This is a genomic window from Streptomyces sp. NPDC058375 (genome assembly GCF_042723425.1).
Taxonomy (GTDB): Bacteria; Actinomycetota; Actinomycetes; order Streptomycetales; family Streptomycetaceae; genus Streptomyces; species Streptomyces durocortorensis.
This window is the reverse complement of sequence record NZ_JBHXJG010000166.1, coordinates 1-16,407: the sequence shown is the minus strand read 5'-3', so window position 1 is coordinate 16,407 and position 16,407 is coordinate 1. Positions and strand designations below refer to the sequence as shown.

Annotated in this window: 14 protein-coding genes and 2 pseudogenes; 8 read left to right on the top strand and 8 right to left on the bottom strand. The window is 73.0% G+C overall.

Features of this window, described 5'->3' with window-relative positions; translation table 11 throughout:
- Nucleotides 1-118: 118 nt before the first annotated feature.
- A complete protein-coding gene (locus ACFWM7_RS24040) occupies nucleotides 119-1,144 on the bottom strand; it encodes an endonuclease/exonuclease/phosphatase family protein (RefSeq protein WP_383263713.1) in 1,026 nt (341 codons plus the stop codon).
- Between the two features lie 237 nt (nucleotides 1,145-1,381).
- A pseudogene (locus ACFWM7_RS24035) lies at nucleotides 1,382-1,792 on the bottom strand (TetR-like C-terminal domain-containing protein); the annotation flags it as partial.
- Between the two features lie 137 nt (nucleotides 1,793-1,929).
- Between ACFWM7_RS24035 and panB the strand changes: the two are divergent.
- The 3 genes from panB (at nucleotide 1,930) to ACFWM7_RS24020 (ending at nucleotide 4,877) form a co-directional block, all read left to right on the top strand.
- Nucleotides 1,930-2,811, top strand: coding sequence for a 3-methyl-2-oxobutanoate hydroxymethyltransferase (panB, locus tag ACFWM7_RS24030; protein WP_383263710.1), 882 nt, complete (start codon nucleotides 1,930-1,932; stop codon nucleotides 2,809-2,811).
- A 189-nt stretch (nucleotides 2,812-3,000) separates the two neighbouring features.
- Nucleotides 3,001-4,014, top strand: coding sequence for an ATP-binding cassette domain-containing protein (locus ACFWM7_RS24025; RefSeq protein ID WP_200737051.1), 1,014 nt, complete (start codon nucleotides 3,001-3,003; stop codon nucleotides 4,012-4,014).
- On the top strand, nucleotides 4,011-4,877 hold the full coding sequence (locus ACFWM7_RS24020; RefSeq protein WP_383263707.1) for an ABC transporter permease: 867 nt from the start codon (nucleotides 4,011-4,013) through the stop codon (nucleotides 4,875-4,877). The genes ACFWM7_RS24025 and ACFWM7_RS24020 overlap by 4 nt, the downstream gene beginning before the upstream one ends.
- A gap of 11 nt (nucleotides 4,878-4,888) precedes the next feature.
- Here the strand turns inward: ACFWM7_RS24020 and ACFWM7_RS24015 are convergent, their stop codons facing one another.
- Complete coding sequence (locus ACFWM7_RS24015; RefSeq protein WP_383263704.1) at nucleotides 4,889-8,410, bottom strand: BTAD domain-containing putative transcriptional regulator; 3,522 nt, start codon at nucleotides 8,408-8,410, stop codon at nucleotides 4,889-4,891.
- Between the two features lie 146 nt (nucleotides 8,411-8,556).
- Between ACFWM7_RS24015 and ACFWM7_RS24010 the strand changes: the two genes are divergently transcribed.
- Nucleotides 8,557-9,363, top strand: coding sequence for a site-2 protease family protein (locus ACFWM7_RS24010; protein ID WP_383263701.1), 807 nt, complete (start codon nucleotides 8,557-8,559; stop codon nucleotides 9,361-9,363).
- Nucleotides 9,364-9,385: 22 nt separating this feature from the next.
- Here the strand turns inward: ACFWM7_RS24010 and ACFWM7_RS24005 are convergent, their stop codons facing one another.
- From ACFWM7_RS24005 to npdG, 3 genes are all read right to left on the bottom strand, one after another.
- Nucleotides 9,386-10,510, bottom strand: coding sequence for an ABC transporter permease (locus ACFWM7_RS24005; protein WP_383263698.1), 1,125 nt, complete (start codon nucleotides 10,508-10,510; stop codon nucleotides 9,386-9,388).
- Between the two features lie 189 nt (nucleotides 10,511-10,699).
- On the bottom strand, nucleotides 10,700-10,882 hold the full coding sequence (locus tag ACFWM7_RS24000; RefSeq protein ID WP_383263695.1) for a hypothetical protein: 183 nt from the start codon (nucleotides 10,880-10,882) through the stop codon (nucleotides 10,700-10,702).
- Between the two features lie 119 nt (nucleotides 10,883-11,001).
- Nucleotides 11,002-11,715, bottom strand: coding sequence for an NADPH-dependent F420 reductase (gene npdG, locus ACFWM7_RS23995; protein ID WP_383263692.1), 714 nt, complete (start codon nucleotides 11,713-11,715; stop codon nucleotides 11,002-11,004).
- Between the two features lie 109 nt (nucleotides 11,716-11,824).
- On the opposite strand from npdG, the pseudogene ACFWM7_RS23990 reads away from it, so the two are divergent.
- Nucleotides 11,825-12,015 (top strand): annotated as a pseudogene (locus ACFWM7_RS23990) (hypothetical protein); the annotation flags it as partial.
- 162 nt (nucleotides 12,016-12,177) lie between these two features.
- On the top strand, nucleotides 12,178-13,476 hold the full coding sequence (locus ACFWM7_RS23985; protein WP_383263689.1) for an MFS transporter: 1,299 nt from the start codon (nucleotides 12,178-12,180) through the stop codon (nucleotides 13,474-13,476).
- An 85-nt stretch (nucleotides 13,477-13,561) separates the two neighbouring features.
- On the opposite strand, the gene ACFWM7_RS23980 is transcribed toward ACFWM7_RS23985, so the two are convergent.
- Entirely contained in the window at nucleotides 13,562-13,819 is a 258-nt protein-coding gene (locus ACFWM7_RS23980) for a hypothetical protein (RefSeq protein ID WP_383263686.1), read from the bottom strand.
- 58 nt (nucleotides 13,820-13,877) lie between these two features.
- Between ACFWM7_RS23980 and map the strand changes: the two genes are divergently transcribed.
- Both map and ACFWM7_RS23970 read left to right on the top strand, forming a co-directional pair.
- Nucleotides 13,878-14,735, top strand: a complete 858-nt coding sequence (gene map / locus ACFWM7_RS23975) for a type I methionyl aminopeptidase (RefSeq protein WP_383263683.1) — start codon at nucleotides 13,878-13,880, stop codon at nucleotides 14,733-14,735.
- A 206-nt stretch (nucleotides 14,736-14,941) separates the two neighbouring features.
- On the top strand, nucleotides 14,942-15,607 hold the full coding sequence (locus ACFWM7_RS23970) for a heme oxygenase (biliverdin-producing) (RefSeq protein WP_383263680.1): 666 nt from the start codon (nucleotides 14,942-14,944) through the stop codon (nucleotides 15,605-15,607).
- 32 nt (nucleotides 15,608-15,639) lie between these two features.
- Here the strand turns inward: ACFWM7_RS23970 and ACFWM7_RS23965 are convergent, their stop codons facing one another.
- Nucleotides 15,640-16,317: a PhzF family phenazine biosynthesis protein gene (locus ACFWM7_RS23965; RefSeq protein WP_383263677.1), complete on the bottom strand. Its 678-nt coding sequence runs from the start codon at nucleotides 16,315-16,317 to the stop codon at nucleotides 15,640-15,642.
- Between the last annotated feature and the right edge of the window lie 90 nt (nucleotides 16,318-16,407).

Genomic DNA, 16,407 nt, shown 5'->3' with positions numbered 1-16,407 from the left:
GACGCCGGGCGACGGCTGAGTCTGCTTTATGTATGCGGCTGGAACAAATTGTCGCAGACGTTTTATGCCACGCGGTGAACGGGCGGTTGCGTGGCCGTGATCACAGCTCCACCCGTGATCACAGCTCCACGCGGGCCGCGATCGGGAGGTGGTCGCTGTCGGTCGCCGCCAGGGACCAGGAGGCCATCGGCTCCACGCCCTTGACCATGATCTGGTCGATCCGGGCCATCGGGAAGGAGGCGGGCCAGCTGAAGCCGAAGCCGTCGCCCGCCGCGCCCTGGGTGGAGCGCATCTGCGCGGTGACCGCGTTCAGTGAGCGGTCGTTCATCGTGCCGTTCAGGTCGCCGAGGAGGACGACGCGTTCCACGCGTTCGTCGGCGATGGCCTCGCCGAGCGCGTCGGCGCTGTCGTCGCGCTGATTGGCGGTGAACCCGGCGTGCAGCTTCACGCGGACGGACGGCAGGTGGGCCACGTACACCGCGACCTCGCCCTGCGGAGTCTTCACCGTCGAGCGCATCGCCCGGGTCCAGCCCATCTTGATGTCGACGGGCTTGGTGTCGGCCAGCGGGTACTTGCTCCACAGGCCCACGGTGCCCTGGACCGAGTGGTACGGGTAGCGGCCGGCCAGCGACTTCTCGTACGTGGAGACCTGCCGGCCCGGGAGTTCCTGGAGGGCCACGACGTCCGCCCCGGATCCGGCGACCTGCTGGGCGGTGCCCTCGGGGTCGGGGTTGCCCGCGTTGACGTTGTGGGTGGCGACGGTGAGGTCGCCGCCGCCGCCGGACTTGTCGGTGAGCAGGCCGCCGAACACGTTGAGCCAGACCACGGCGGGCAGCAGGAGCGCGACGACGGCGGTCGCGGAGCGTCGCAGCAGGCCCAGGACCAGCAGCACCGGGATGAAGAGCGCGACCCACGGCAGGAACGTCTCGATGAGGCTGCCGAGGTTGCCGAGCCGGTTGGGGATCTGCGCGTGGACGACCATCAGCAGGGTCAGCAGCACCGAGCAGAGGGCCAGGAGGATGCCGCGCCGCCAGACACCCCGGTCGTTCCTCAGCCTGTCCCACAGGCCCCGGAAGCGGGATCCGCGGGCCCCGGGCTGCTCCGCGCTGCCGTTGTCCGTGTCCGCTCCGTACGCCTGCACCATCGCGCTGTCCTCACTGCCTTGCCCTGCACATCGCCGCGCTCCCGACCCTAGGTGATGAGCGGCGTCTTTCCCGCCGTCGGCCTACCGACCCACCGGCCCGCCGCTTCGGCGGCCCGCCCGGTGTTTGGTGACCGATCTCCGACGGCCGTACGGAGAGCCCGTACGGAGAGCAGGACGACGGAGGCGGGACGAGGGGTTCCGGTCCGGGGCCGACCGGTGTGCGTTGTGACAGAACGATCACACTCGCCGCCCTGCTCCGGGGGCGAGCCCTCCGAGCAGGGCGGCGATGACGCGGTCCACGAGGTCCTCGGGGAGCGGTGCGTCGGGGCGGTGCACCGTACGGACGAGCATGGGGCCGACGAAGAGGTCGTCGATCAACCCCACGTCGAGGTCGTCGCGCAGTTCCCCGGCGGCCACCGCGCGCCGCACCGCCTCCAGCATCGCGACGCGCCGGGGCGCGATCACCGTGCTGGAGTATTCCCGCCACAGCTTCGGGTGGCTCTTCATCTGGGCGAAGATGTTGATCAGGAGCACCGAGGAGCGCTGGGCGAGGCCCCGGGTGCGCATCGATTCCAGCATCACGCGCAGGTCGGCGAGGCCGGCGGTGCCGGAGACGGGCGGCTCGGGGGGCTCCATGTCCCGTACGGCCGTTGTCAAAGCCTTCGCCGCGGCCGCCGGGGCTCTCCGGGCGGGCCCACTTCCCGAGGGGCGGGGCGGGATGCCACCATGGAAGGGATCCGGGGACGCCGTCAGGGCGCCTCGAGATGACGAAGGAGCCGTTGGCCATGTCGCTTCAGGCTGCGCAGAATCAGTCCTCCCCCGCGGGCCCGTCCACCGACAGCAGCAAAGCGCTGTACGGAGGGAAGTCCACCCGCCGCATCACCGTCCACGACATCGCCGCCGCCACCGAGCGCGGCGAGAAGTGGCCCATGCTCACCGCCTACGACGCGATGACCGCGTCCGTCTTCGACGAGGCCGGAATCCCGGTCATGCTCGTCGGGGACTCGATGGGGAACGTCCACCTCGGCTACGAGACCACCGTGCCCGTCACGATGGACGAGATCGCCATGCTGTCCGCCGCCGTCGTACGCGGCACCAAGCGCGCGCTCGTCGTCGCCGACCTGCCCTTCGGCTCGTACCAGGAGGGCCCCGTCCAGGCGCTGCGCAACGCCACCCGGCTGATCAAGGAGTCGGGCGTCGGCGCGGTCAAGCTGGAGGGCGGCGAGCGGTCCCACGAGCAGATCCGGCTGCTGGTCGAGGCCGGCATCCCGGTCATGGCCCACATCGGCCTGACCCCCCAGTCCGTCAACGCGATGGGCTACCGGGTCCAGGGGCGCGGCGAGGAGGCCGCCCAGCAGCTGCTGCGGGACGCCAAGGCCGTCCAGGACGCGGGCGCGTTCGCCGTGGTGCTGGAGCTGGTCCCCGCCGAGCTGGCCGCCGAGGTCACCCGTACGCTGCACATCCCGACCGTCGGCATCGGCGCCGGTTCCGGGACCGACGCGCAGGTGCTCGTCTACACGGACATGGTCGGGCTGACCGGCGGCAAGGTGCCGCGCTTCACCAAGCAGTACGCGAATCTGCGCCAGGTGCTCGGCGACGCGGCGAAGGAGTTCGCCGACGAGGTCGTCGGGGGTACGTTCCCGGCGGCGGAGCACACCTTCCACTGACCCACCGCGCCCCGGTCCTGCCGGGGCGCCCACCAGCCATTTCCCGCACCACCGACAGCCCGCCGACTTCCCCCATCGGCGGGCTGTCGCGCGTCCGGAGCCCGGCTGGAGTCCGTGTCGGCGGGCTGTCGAAGCCCGTGTCGGCGGCCTGTCGGTGAGCTGTCGGTGGGTGCTGGTCTGCTGGTGGGCATGGAACGAATCGACAAGAACCCCAGCAGCGGCCGGAACGCCGTCGAGGTGCGGGGGCTGGTCAAGCACTACGGCGAGACCAAAGCTCTGGACGGCGTGGACCTCGATGTGCGCGAGGGCACCGTCCTCGGTGTGCTCGGCCCCAACGGCGCGGGCAAGACCACCCTCGTACGCTGCCTGTCCACCCTGATCACCCCCGACGCCGGGCGCGCGGTCGTCGCGGGCTACGACGTGGTGAAGCAGCCCCGCGAGCTGCGCCGCGTCATCGGCCTCACCGGGCAGTACGCCTCGGTCGACGAGAAGCTCTCCGGCTGGGAGAACCTCTACATGATCGGGCGGCTGCTCGATCTGCCCCGCAAGCAGGCCCGGGCCCGCGCCGACGAGCTGCTGGAGCGGTTCTCACTCACCGAGGCCGCCAAGCGGGCGGCCATGGAGTACTCCGGCGGGATGCGCCGCCGGCTCGACCTGGCCGCCTCGATGATCGGCAGCCCGTCCGTGCTCTACCTGGACGAGCCGACGACCGGGCTCGACCCCCGGACCCGTAACGAGGTCTGGGACGAGGTGCAGCGGATGGTCGCGGAGGGCGCGACCGTCCTGCTGACCACCCAGTACATGGAGGAGGCCGAGCAGCTCGCCAAGGAGCTGACGGTCATCGACCGGGGGAAGATCATCGCCCGAGGCGGGGTCGACGAGCTGAAGGCCAAGGTCGGCGGCCGCACCCTGCACATCCGGCCCTCGGACCCGGCGGAGCTGGCCGCGATGGCCCAGGCGATCCGGGAGGCCGGACTCGACGGCGTCGCGGGGGCGCAGGCCGTGCCGGACGAGGGGCTGCTGTACGTGCCGATCCTCAGCGACGAGCAGCTGACCGCCGTCATCGGGCTGCTGGGCGTGCGCGGCTTCTCGCTCGCCCATGTCTCCACGGCCCTGCCCAGCCTCGACGAGGTGTTCCTCGCGATCACCGGCGACAAGGCCGCCCACCTCTCCGACCAGGCTCCCCAGGAGGTCGCCGCATGAGCACCACCACCACAGCACCGACCCCCGCGCCCGCCGGGCCGGCGGGCGCCGCTCCGTCGAAGGCGGCCGTGACGGCCGAGGGCCGGATCGGACTGCGGGCCAACCTCCGGCACATCGGGGCGCTGGCGCGGCGCAATCTGCTCCAGATCAAGAAGGACCCGGAGTCGATGTTCGACGTCCTCCTGACGCCGATCATCTTCATCCTGCTCTTCGTGTACGTCTTCGGCGGCTCGGTCGGCGCCAGCCTCGGCGGCAACCGGCAGGAGTACGTGAACTACCTGGTGCCGGGGCTGATGGCGATGCTGGGGCTGAACATCGCCATGGCCGTCGGGACCGGCGTCAACGACGACTTCCGCAAGGGGGTCATGGACCGGTTCCGGACGATGCCGATCGCCCGGTCCTCGGTGCTCATCGCCAAGATCGTGGTCGAGCTGGGCCGGCTGATGGTCGCCATGCTCATCCTGCTCGTCATGGGGTTCGCCGTCGGCATGGAGCTGCACGGCTCGGTGTTCGGGCTCCTCGCGGCGGTCGCGCTGTCGGCGGTGTTCGGCGCCGCCATCATGTGGATCTTCATCCTCCTCGGGCTGTCCATGAAGACGGCCCAGGCTGTTCAGGGGACGGCGATGCTCGTGCTGATGCCGCTGCAGTTCGGTTCCTCGATCTTCGTGCCGACCGGGACCATGCCGGGCTGGCTCCAGGCCTTCACCGACTACAACCCGCTCTCCAACCTCGCGGACGCGGCGCGGGCGCTCATGCAGGGCGACCCGGTCGGCGACTCGGTCTGGTGGACACTCGGCTGGGCCGCGGGCATCACGCTGGTGCTGGCACCGCTGGCGGTGGCCAAGTTCCGCAAGAAGGCCTGACCCGCAGGCCGTTACGTGGGCGGAGGCGTCGGCCGGTACGCCTCCGCCAGGGCAGTGGCCTCGTCGAGGGTGAGGCCGCCGCCCTCCTCGTACGCCCGTGTGTACACCGCCTCGGCGAGGCGGACCCGGGCGGCCTCCTCGGCCTCGGCCAGGTTGCGGCGCTCGATCGTGGTCGGCACGTGGCCGGGAGGCAGCAGCGCCGCCTGGAGGCCCAGGAGCCGGACGGCGTCCACGTACGCCCCCGGTCCGGCCCCGTGCGTGGCGGCGAGCCCGGAAAGGGCGCGGGCGATCGCCGTCAGATGGGCCGAGGACATCTGCGGGGCGATCATCGCCGACAGCCGCTCCCGCGAACACCCGAGCGCCGTCAGCGCGTTGCCCAGGGCGGAGGCGTACGCGCCCTCCAGGTTGTCCAGCCAGGCCAGCATCCCGAAGACGAACCCGTCGAAGACGGCGACATCACCGGAGGTGAGGCGCGCGCTGATCATGTCGACCTGTTCGCGGGCCTCCGCCGGCCGGCCCTGCGCGCCCAGGACGAAGGCCAGATGCATCCGGGCGATCGCCACGGACTCGGGGTTCGGGGACCGGTCGTCTTCGCACACCTCCCGCAGCACGGCCTCGGCCTCCGGCAGGCGCCCGAGTTCGGCAAGCGGTCCGGCGTACCGGGCGCGCAACAGCGCCACCTGGGACCGGGCGCCGATCTTGCGCGCGTAGTCGACGGCGGCGCCGTAGTCCGCCAGGGCCTCGGAGAAGTGGCCGGTCCGTTCGTTGGCCTCGCCCCGGGACGCCAGCGCCTCGGCCGTGCCCCAGTCGTCGTCGAGCCGGGTGAAGATCTCCAGGCTCTCGTCGGCGTCGGTGCGCGCCAGGTCGGCGTGGCCGGAGTGACCGGCGAGGAAGTTGGCGCGCAGCTGGAGGGCGGCGGCCAGCTCCCACTCGTAGCCGTGGGAGCGGGAGGTCCGGACCGTCTCGTCGAGCGCCTCGCGCGTCCGGTCCATGTCGCCGGTGAGCATCACCGCGTACATCCAGAACGTCCCGGGCATCCGGCAGGTCTGCGGCTGCCCGGGCCGGTAGGCGTCGGCGACGATCCGCAGCCGCTTCTGCCCCTCGGCGTCCGACCACGCGGAGATCGTGTCGTCCACGCTGGCCACCTGGATCAGCGCCGCCCCGCGCCGCGCCTCCGCGAGCTGCTCGTCGTCCATCGGCGGCGGCCGGTCGATGGCCTGCTCCGGCAGTGACGGGGCCTGGACACCGGGCCGGGCGAACGGGTCGGGGCCGAGCGAGGAGGCCGCCTCGGCCCACTGGCGGGCGTCCGAGCGCAGATCTCGCAGCATCCAGTACCAGGACAGCGAGAGCACCAGGCACAGCGCCTCGTGCTCGTCCCGGGCGGCGACGGCGTGCCGGTGCGCGGTGCGCAGGTTCTCGTACTCGCGCTGGATGACGGCGATGGCCGCGCGCTGCCCCGACCCGCGCATCGTCGGCCCGGTCGTCCGCGCCAGTTCCCGGAAGTGGACGAGGTGGCGCCGCTCGACGGCGTCCCTCTCGCCCGCCTCCGCCAGCCGCTCGACGGCGTACTCGCCGACCGTCTCCAGCAGCCGGTAGCGCATCTCCCCGTCGTCGCCGGGCGCGGCGACCACCAGGGACTTGTCGACCAGGGAGCCGAGCAGGGCGGCGACGTCCAGGGAGTCCACGACCACGCCGTCGGCCGGTTCGGGCAGGGCGCAGACCTCCTCGGCGGCGGCCAGCGAGCAGCCTCCGGCGAAGACGGAGAGGCGGCGCAGCACGGCGCGTTCGGCGGCGTCGAGCAGGTCCCAGGACCAGTCGACGACGGCGCGCAGGGTCTGCTGACGGGGCAGCACGGTGCGGCTGCCGTTGGTGAGGAGGCGGAAGCGGTCGTCCAGCCGGTCGGCGATCTGGCGGGGGTTGAGCATCCGCAGCCGGGCGGCGGCCAGTTCGATGGCGAGCGGCAGCCCGTCCAGCCGACGGCAGATCTCGGCGCAGGCGGCGGCGGTCGCCCCGTCCGCGTCGGTACGGAAGCCGGGGCGGGCGGCGGCCCCGCGTTCGGCGAGCAGCCGCAGGGCCATCGGGTCGGGCAGCGGTTCGACGGGGCGGACGAACTCGCCCGGCACACCGAGGGGTTCGCGGCTGGTGGCGAGGACGGTGAGCTGCGGGCAGTGGGCCAGCAGATGGTCGGCGAGGGCGGCGGCCGCGCCGATGACGTGCTCGCAGTTGTCCAGCAGGAGCAGCATCCGGCGCGAGGCGCAGTGCTCGGTGAGCCGTACGAGGGGGTCGGCGCCGGTGCGGTCGGCGGCGCGCAGCTCCTCGGCACCCGCCCCGCGCAGCACGGTCTCGCGGGCCCCGAGGGCGCCGAGGACGGCCTCGGGCACGGTGTCCGGGCCGTCGACGGGGGCCAGTTCGGCCAGCCAGACACCGTCGGGCCAGGCGTCGGCGGCGGCCTCCGCGGTCTCCTGCGACAGCCGGGTCTTGCCCGCGCCGCCGGGCCCGAGCAGGGTGACCAGCCGGGCGCGGCCGAGGTCCTCGCGCAGGGCGGCGATGTCGGTGTCGCGCCCGACGAAGCTGGTGAGCCGGGCGCGGAGGTTGCCGGGGGCGGGCGGCCTTGCGGGGGCCCGCTCGGGGGCGGGCCGGGTCACGGGGCCCGGGGCGGGCGAGACCGGGGGCTGCTGGGCCCAGGGGGCGGGTCCGCCGTCGGGGGCGGGCCGGGGCGTGGAGTCCGGGGCAGCCGAAGCGGCGGGCCGGGGGAAGGGTTCCCCCGCGGGCGCGCCCGCGGGCAGGCGGGGGAACGGCTCCGGTCCGGCCGGTTCCGCGTGGAGCAGTTCGGTGTGCAGGGCGCGCAGGGCCGGGCCGGGGGCGGTGCCGAGGCGGTCGTCGAGGAGGGCGCGGACCTCCTCGTACGCGGCCAGTGCCTCGGCGGGGCGTCCGGCGTCCCGCAGGGCACGGATGCGCAGGGCCCGGAGCGGTTCGTCGAGCGGGTGGGCGGCGCAGAGCGCGGCCAGCTCCGGCAGCGCCTCCCCCGGTCTTCCGAGGGCGAGGAGCGCCCCGAGCGCGTCCCGCCGGGCGTCGAGCCTGCGGGCCTCCCAGCGGGACGCGACCGCCGTACGGTCGGGCAGATCGGCGAGGGCGGGACCGGTCCACAGGGCGAGGGCCTCCCGCAGGACGGCGAGGGCGCCCGACGCGTCGCCGTCCTCCAGGGCCCGGCTGCCCTCCCCCGCCAGCCGCTCGAAGCGGTGCAGGTCCACGGCGTCCGGCGGGGCGGCGAGCCGGTAGCCGCCCGCCACGGACTCGACGGCGCTGCGGCCCAGGGCCCGCCGCAGCCGCCCGATCAACGCCTGGAGCGCGCCGGCCGCGTCGGCGGGCGGGTCGCCGTCCCACACCTCGTCGACGAGGACCCCGGCCGGGACGGTCCGTCCGGGGCGCAACGCGAGAACGGTGAGCAGGGCGCGCAGCCGCGCCCCGCCGAGGGCGACGGCCGTGCCGTCGTCGCGGAGTGCCCGGGTGGTGCCGAGGACGCAGTAGTGCACGGGGCCTATTGTCCGTGACGGGCGGCGGGCCGGCGTTGACCGGGTGGAACTCCACAAGCGGTCGCCGACGTTCCAGTCCTGCCGGACCGTACGGGCCGCACGGATCGTACGATCGCCCTTTCCCCTCCCCCAGGAGTCGTGTGCCGATGACCACCGCAGCCACTCGCGGCGACCGCAGGATCAGCCCGGTCTTCCTCGGCATCGCGGCCGTCACCGCGGTCGCGGGCTGGGCGGTGTGGACGGGCTTCGCGGACGCCACCGGCTTCGCGGTCTTCCTGTTCGTCACCGGGGCCTGGATCGTCTCGCTCTGCCTCCACGAGTACGCGCACGCCCGCACCGCCCTGCACAGCGGGGACCTCTCGGTGGGGACGAAGGGCTATCTGACGCTGAACCCGCTGAAGTACACACACGCGCTGCTCAGCATCGTGCTGCCGGTGCTCTTCGTGATCATGGGCGGGATCGGGCTGCCCGGCGGAGCGGTGTACATCGAGCGCGGCCGGATCCACGGCCGGTGGAAGCACAGCCTGATCTCGGCGGCGGGGCCGCTGACGAACGTGGCGTTCGCGATCGTCTGTACGGCCCCGTTCTGGCTGGACGCGCTCGACGGGGTGCCGCGCGCCTTCAGTTACGCGCTGGCGTTCCTGGCGATGCTCCAGGTGACGGCGGCGATCCTGAACTCCCTGCCGATCCCGGGCCTGGACGGGTACGGGGTGGTCGAGCCCTGGCTCTCGTACAAGATCCGCCGCCAGGTGGAGCCGATCGCGCCGTTCGGGCTGATCGCTGTGTTCGCGATCCTGTGGATCCCCGAGGTGAACATCGTGTTCTTCGACGCGATCCACGCGCTGCTGCGCGGCCTGGGCGTCGAGGAGTTCCAGCGGTACTGCGGCTACGACCTGTACCGGTTCTGGCGGGGCCTCTTCGACGAGCAGGACCCGGGCTGCGCGGTGGGCTGACCGCACGGCCCGGGCCGCCGCCTCAGACCGGCGGGGCGGCGGGCCCGGCGGCCGGGGCGGCGGGCCGCGCCTGTCGGGCTGCCCGGGATCCGCGCAGGGCGGCGGCGAGGATCGCCACGGCGACACCGCCGAAGGCCCAGGCGCCGAGGACCCAGAGGGGGCCGGTGGTGGCGTTGCCGTCGAAGTAGACGGTGTTGCGGACCACCGTCGTACCGGCCCCCGGAGGCAGCGCCTGGCCGATCGCGCTCCAGAACGGTGGCAGCAGCGAGGACGGGTACACCCCGCCGGAGCTGGGGTTGCCCAGGATCGTGAAGATCAGGATGGTGAGGCCGAGGCCGACCGTGCCGGCCACCGACTGGAGGGCGACGCCCACCGCGCCGGAGGCGAACACCACCAGGGTGCCGATGCCGGCCAGCTCCCAGAACGCGCCCGGGAGGCAGTCCAGCACCGGGCCCACGATGATCGCGCCGCCGATGCCCGAGACGAAGCCGTACGGCAGCATCGCCGTCAGCCGGACCAGGGTGCGCCGCAGGGTGGGCTTCTTGGAGCCGGCCGCCATGTTCAGGGCCGAGGCCGCGAGGTAGCCGCCGATGGTCCAGCTGAGGACGAGGTAGAAGGACGACAGACCCCGCGAGTCGCCCGCGGCCGGCGCGCGGAGGTCCCGTACGACGATCGTCCGGTTCTGCGCCCGGGCCACCTCCTGGAGGATCTCGGTGGCCGCGGCGGTCGCCGAGGGGCCGCCCGCCGAGGCGACGAGCAGCGTGTCGGTGCGTCCGGCCGGGTCCACGACGAGGGCGGCGTCGGTGCGCCGGTCCAGCAGCCGCGCGCGGGCCTGGGCGCGGTCCGCGACGGCGGTGACCCGGAGCGGCTCGCCGGGCAGCGCGTCGAGGCGGGCCATCAGGTCCCGCTCCACGGCGGGCGGGGCGACCAGGGTGATCGGCACCTTGCGCGGATCGGGCGCGTGGAAGGCGCCCATGTAGGAGAGGGCGAAGCCCAGTTGCAGCAGGAGCACCCCGAGCATGACGACCGCGGCCCGGACGGTGACGGCGTCGCGCACCTCTTCCCAGAAGCCCTGGGTTCCGTAGCCCGGGGTTCCGTCGCCGGTCTGTGCGGTCGACCCCGAAGCGTCGTCCCTCGCGTCTGCCACGCGGCCTCCCTCGTCCCGCCCTGCCACGGCCGTGGCGGGGCCGTCACATGCTCGGCCCCGGCACGGCGTCCGCTCCCGGGGCACGCCCGGGGAGGGGGAGGCACGACCTGATTGGCGGAGGCCTGCGCGCAGTGGGAGGGAGGGGCGAGGGGAGGCAGGTGAGGGGACGGCCGGCGTCGGAGGCGGTCGTCAGCTCGCGTCGGAGGCGGTGGTGAGCCGGTGCCGGCGGACGTAGAACCAGGTCATGTTCGACGAGAGCCCCGCGATGAGCACCCACACGATCCCGAGCAGGCTGCCCTGGGCGAAGGAGACCACGGCCGCCGCGACGGCGAGGACGCAGACGACGAGGGCGTAGAGAGCGATGCGGGGCATGGGGGTCGGCTCCTGTCGGGAACGGGTCGCGCTCCCTGCCGGGAACGGTCACGGTCCCGTCCAGTGTCCCCCATGCCCCGTTGTGCCCTGGGGTGGGGCCGTCAGGCGTCGGTGGGCCGTCAGACGTCGGTGGTGCGCAGTCCGGCGTGGGCCTTGTAGCGGCGGTTGACAGAGATCAGGTTGGCGACCAGCGACTCGACCTGGTGGGCGCCTCGCAGCCGGCCGGCGAAGATGCCCCGCATGCCGGGGATCCGGCCGGCCAGCGCCTGGACGAGGTCCGTGTCGGCGCGGACCTCGCCCAGGACCAGGACGTCGGTGTCGATCTCCTCGATGGACTCGTCCTGGAGCAGCACGGCCGAGAGGTGGTGGAAGGCGGCGGTGACCCGGGAGTCGGGCAGCAGGGCGGCGGCCTGTTCGGCGGCGCTGCCCTCCTCCGGCTTGAGGGCGTAGGCGCCCTTCTTGTCGAAGCCGAGCGGGTTGACGCAGTCGATGACGAGCTTGCCCGCCAGTTCCTCGCGCAGGGACTGGAGCGTCTTGGCGTGGCCGTCCCACGGCACGGCGACGATCACGATGTCGCTGCGCCGGGCGCACTCCGCGTTGTCCGCGCCCTCGACGCCGAAGCCCAGCTCGGCCGCCGCCTGCTCGGCGCGGGCCGCGTCCCGGGAGCCGAGGGTGACCTTCTGTCCGGCGCGGGCGAGCCGGTAGGCGAGGCCGCGCCCCTGCGGCCCGGTTCCGCCGAGCACGCCGACGCTCAGGCCGGATACGTCGGGGAGGTCCCAGGGGTCCTTGGCGGGGGGCTTGGGCGCGCTGCCGCTGCTGTCCTGTGTAGTCATGGGCCGACCCTACTGCCAGGTAGTACGTGGGGAGCCGCCCCGTGGGCCTCCGAGGGCCTCCGTCCGTTCCGGTTCGGTCCGCCCGTTCCGCTCGCCGGTTCCGCTCCCCGTCGGCGGCCTGGCGCACGAGTCGCTGGTGGTCGCCGGGGACGACGACGTGGACCTGGCATCGTGCAGCACCTGGTGAGCGCGGCCGCCGGGGAGAACGGGAGGCCTCCGGCGGGCGGCCGGCGCACCTTCCGGGACCGGCTCGCCCGGCTGGCCGACCAGCTGACCCAGCCGCCGCCGGCCCGCTGGTAGCGAGCGGCCAGGGGGCGTACCCGGATCACGGCCGCGGACGCCGTACCAGGGATACCCGGCAGCCGTATCGGGGCTACGCGGCAGCCATACGGGGATACGCGGCACCCGTACCGGAGATATCGGCTTGCCCGGAACGCCCGGTACTCCGGATCATGGCCCTTCGTGACCTCCGCACCCCCCGCCTCCCCTCCCCCGTCCCGGCTCCGCGCCCTGCTGCCGGACCTCTCGCCGTGGCGTTCCTCGCCGGACTTCCGGCTGCTGTGGGTGCAGGGCCTGATCACCTACTTCGGCAGCTTCATGGCGCTCATCGCGCTGCCGCTCCAGATCAAGGACCTGACGGGCTCCCCGCTCGCGGTCGGGGCGATGGGCGCGGTGGAGCTGGTGCCGCTGGTGGTCTTCGGGCTGTACGGCGGGGCGCTCGCGGACTCGGCGGACCGCCGCCGGGTCATCCTGCTCACCGAGGCGGGGCTCGGGGTTCTCGCCGCGATCCTGCTGGTGAACGCGCTGCTCCCGGAGCCGCTGCTGTGGCCGCTGTACGTGGTGGCCGGCGGGGTCGCCGCGCTGGCCGGGCTCCAGCGGCCCGCGCTGGACTCGCTCATGGCCCGGATCGTGCCGCACGCCCAGCAGACGGCGGCGGCCGCGCTGAACTCGCTGCGCTGGCAGATCGGGGCCATCGCGGGCCCGGCGCTGGCCGGTCTGGTGGTGGCGTACGCCGGTCATGGCACGGCGTACGGGGTGACGGTGTGCACGTTCGCCGCCTCCGTCGTCCTCTGCCTGCGGCTCACCCCCGCGCCGCCGGCCGGTGACGCCCAGAAGCCGTCGCTGCGCGGGATCGTGGAGGGGGCGCGGTACGCGTGGAGCCGGCCGGTGCTGCTGGGGACGTACGCGATCGACCTGGCGGCGATGTTCTTCGCCTTCCCGAACACGATCTTCCCGTTCCTGGCGGACGAGCTGGACGCGGAGTGGTCGCTGGGCCTGATGTACGCGGCGGGCTCGGTCGGCTCGCTGGCGCTGGGGCTGACCAGCGGCTGGACGAGCCGGGTGCGCAGGCACGGGCTGTTCGTGGTGTTCGGTGCGGCGGCGTGGGGGCTGGCGATCGCGGCGGCGGGCTGGTTCTCCAGTGTGTGGGTGGTGCTGGTCTGCCTGGCCGTGGCGGGGGCGGGCGACATGCTGAGCGGACTGGGGCGCGCGACGATCTGGAACCAGACGATCCCGGAGGAGCTGCGGGGCCGGCTGGCGGGCATCGAGGTGCTCTCGTACAGCGTCGGCCCGCAGCTGGGGCAGGTGCGGGCCGGGGCGATGGCCGGCTGGACGGGCACCCGGTCGGCGATCTGGACGGGCGGGGTGGCGTGCGTGGCGTCGGTGGCGCTGCTGACTGCCGCGTTGCCGAAGTTGGTGCGGTACGACTCGGAGACGGATGAGGACGCGGTGCGGAGGCGGGGGGCGCGGGGGGAGGGGTGACCCGGGCCCGGCCGGGTGGCCGGGCTTCCGGGGCTCCGCCCCCGTACCCCGCTCCTCAAGCGCCGGAGGGGCTGAAAAGACGTCCTCAATCGCCGGACGGGCTGGGGTTGCCCCCGGACGGGCTTGATTTGCCCTTGTCCTCGTCGTGCCACTTCGGGTCCGTGTCCCACTCCAGGTTGCGGTCGCGGGCGGTGTCCATCGCGTGTTGGGCCGCCTCGCGGGAGGTGTAGGGGCCGAACCGGTTCTGCGCCGGGCACTCCGGGCCTTCCTCGACCTTCTTGTGCTCCAGGCAGTAGTACCATTCGCCCGGTTTGCCGACCGTGCGCTTCTTGAACAGGGCCATCGACGGCTCCTTTCCTCCCTGCCATGGTGCCCCGAGGGCGCTGGTTAGACTCGCTGGCATGTCTGGCCAGTCGCTTCTCGTACCAGGGGAGATCACTCCCGCCCGTTCCGTCCCCGGAAACATCCGGCGTCCCGAGTACGTGGGGAAGCCGGCTCCGACGCCGTACACCGGCCCGGAGATCCAGGACTCCGACACCGTGGAGCGGATGCGCATCGCGGGCCGTATCGCCGCGCAGGCGATGGAGGAGGCCGCCAAGCACATCGCCCCGGGCGTCACCACGGACCAGCTCGACAAGGTCGCCCACGACTTCATGGTCGACCACGGCGCGTACCCCTCGACGCTCGGCTACCGCGGCTTCCCGAAGTCGCTGTGCAGCTCGCTGAACGAGGTCATCTGCCACGGCATCCCCGACTCCACCGTGCTGCGCGACGGCGACATCGTGAACCTGGACGTCACCGCGTACATCAACGGGGTGCACGGCGACAACAACGCCACCTACCTCTGCGGCGACGTGGACGAGGAGTCGCGGCTGCTGGTCGAGCGCACCCGGGAGTCGCTGAACCGGGCCATCAAGGCGGTCAGGCCGGGCCGGCAGATCAACGTCATCGGCCGGGTCATCGAGTCGTACGCGAAGCGGTTCGGCTACGGAGTCGTCCGCGACTTCACCGGGCACGGGATCAACACCTCGTTCCACTCCGGCCTGATCATCCCGCACTACGACAGCCCGCACGCCACCACGGTGATGCAGCCGGGCATGACGTTCACCATCGAGCCGATGCTGACGCTGGGCACCCACGAGTACGACCTGTGGGAGGACGGCTGGACCGTGGTGACGAAGGACCGGAAGCGGACGGCCCAGTTCGAGCACACGCTGGTCGTCACGGAGACCGGGGCGGAGATCCTCACCCTTCCGTAATCATCCCAAACTGTCCGATACCGGGCCCTCCATCCTCTCGTGGCGTAGTTTTTTACCGACAAGCAGTCGGGAACCAGTTGACTTAGGTAAGCCTAAGTAGGAGGATCGGCGTACCGGCATGCGCCGCCACACCGTCGCGGCGGCCGCCTGCCGATATTTCCGTCTGTTTCTGGACTCCCCGTCCCCTCGGTCCCCGGAGGCCCGCCTTGGACGCAACCGCCACCGTCACTCCCTTCTCGACGCTCATCCGCACCGCGTCGCACGAGCAGCACACCGAGGCCGAGACCTCGACCTTCATGAGTGACCTCCTCGGCGGGCGGCTGGGAGTGGACGCGTACACGCGCTACACCGAGCAGCTGTGGTTCGTGTACCGGGCGCTGGAGGAGGGCGCGGAGGCCCTGCGGAACGACCCGGTCGCCGGTCCGTTCATACAGCCCGAGCTGATGCGCTCCACCGAGCTGGAGCGCGACCTCGCCCACCTCCGCGGGGCGGACTGGCGCGAGGGTCTTGAGCCGCTGCCCGCCACCGCGGCGTACGCGGCCCGGGTCACGGAGTGCGCGCGCACCTGGCCCGCCGGGTACATCGCCCACCACTACACGCGTTACCTCGGCGACCTGTCGGGCGGTCAGATCATCCGCGACAAGGCGGAGAAGACCTGGGGCTTCGAGCGCAAGGGCGACGGCGTCCGGTTCTACGTCTTCGAGGAGATCACCAACCCCGCCGCCTTCAAGCGGGGTTACCGCGAGTTGCTGGACGCGGTGAACGCGGACGACCTGGAGAAGCAGCGGATCGTGGAGGAGTGCAAGCGCGCCTTCGCGCTGAACACCGCGGTCTTCCGGGAGCTGGGCGAGGTGTTCCCGCTCAGCGCGTAACCGCTGTCTCATGGTGTGCGGCCGCCCGGGGTTCAGCCCCGGGCGGCCATCAGGACGCGGCCCCCGACCTCCACCGTGCCGTCCGGCGCGGGTGCGGTGAGGATCTGGGAGCCGCGTCCTTGTGTGATGTTCAGGGCCCGGCCGAGGTGGGCGCTCAGCAGCAGGGCCGCAGCCCCCGTCGCCTCGTCCTCGACGATCCCCGACTCCGCGCCCCGCCTCGGGAAGGCCCGTGCCCGGACCCGTCCGGCCGCCTCGTCCTCCCAGGCCCAGACGTAGAGCCGGCCCCCGCCGGGCGGCGGTCCCGGCAGCGCCTCGATCTCGGCGGCGCTCGCGTACTGCTGGAGCGTGCGCGGCGGAACCCACTCGGGGCGGGCGGTGATCCAGGTGAACTCCCCGTCCTGGCGCGCGAACACGTCCCCGACGGCCAGTTCCAGGATCTCCAGGTCCAGCAGCCAGGCGGCGCCGACCAGCGGATGTCCGGCGAACGGCAGCCGGAGTCCCGGGGTGTGGATGTCCACCCGCCCGCGCTCCGGGTCGTCGACGAACACGGTCTCGCTGAAGCCCAGTTCCCGGGTCAGTCGCTGCCGGGACGCCTCGTCGGGGTGGCCGCTTGCGTCGCGTACGACGCCGAGGGCGTTGCCGTGCCGACCGTCCGGTCCGTAGAACACCCGCAGGACGTCGATGCCGCGGGGTACGTCGTAGTCGTTCACCCGGGCATTCAAGCACTGCCGGGCGCCGGGGCGGGAAGCGAGCGGGCATGGCCGCGGGGCCGTACCGGCGGGCACTGCTGCCGCCGGTAC

Excerpts from the sequence above, each read along its gene's own strand:
- ACFWM7_RS24040 (WP_383263713.1), bottom strand. The coding sequence starts at position 1,144 with ATGGTGCAGGCGTACGGAGCGGACACGGACAACGGCAGCGCGGAGCAG.
- panB (WP_383263710.1), top strand. The coding sequence starts at position 1,930 with ATGTCGCTTCAGGCTGCGCAGAATCAGTCCTCCCCCGCGGGCCCGTCC.
- ACFWM7_RS24025 (WP_200737051.1), top strand. The coding sequence starts at position 3,001 with ATGGAACGAATCGACAAGAACCCCAGCAGCGGCCGGAACGCCGTCGAG.
- ACFWM7_RS24020 (WP_383263707.1), top strand. The coding sequence starts at position 4,011 with ATGAGCACCACCACCACAGCACCGACCCCCGCGCCCGCCGGGCCGGCG.
- ACFWM7_RS24010 (WP_383263701.1), top strand. The coding sequence starts at position 8,557 with ATGACCACCGCAGCCACTCGCGGCGACCGCAGGATCAGCCCGGTCTTC.
- ACFWM7_RS24000 (WP_383263695.1), bottom strand. The coding sequence starts at position 10,882 with ATGCCCCGCATCGCTCTCTACGCCCTCGTCGTCTGCGTCCTCGCCGTC.
- npdG (WP_383263692.1), bottom strand. The coding sequence starts at position 11,715 with ATGACTACACAGGACAGCAGCGGCAGCGCGCCCAAGCCCCCCGCCAAG.
- ACFWM7_RS23980 (WP_383263686.1), bottom strand. The coding sequence starts at position 13,819 with ATGGCCCTGTTCAAGAAGCGCACGGTCGGCAAACCGGGCGAATGGTAC.
- map (WP_383263683.1), top strand. The coding sequence starts at position 13,878 with ATGTCTGGCCAGTCGCTTCTCGTACCAGGGGAGATCACTCCCGCCCGT.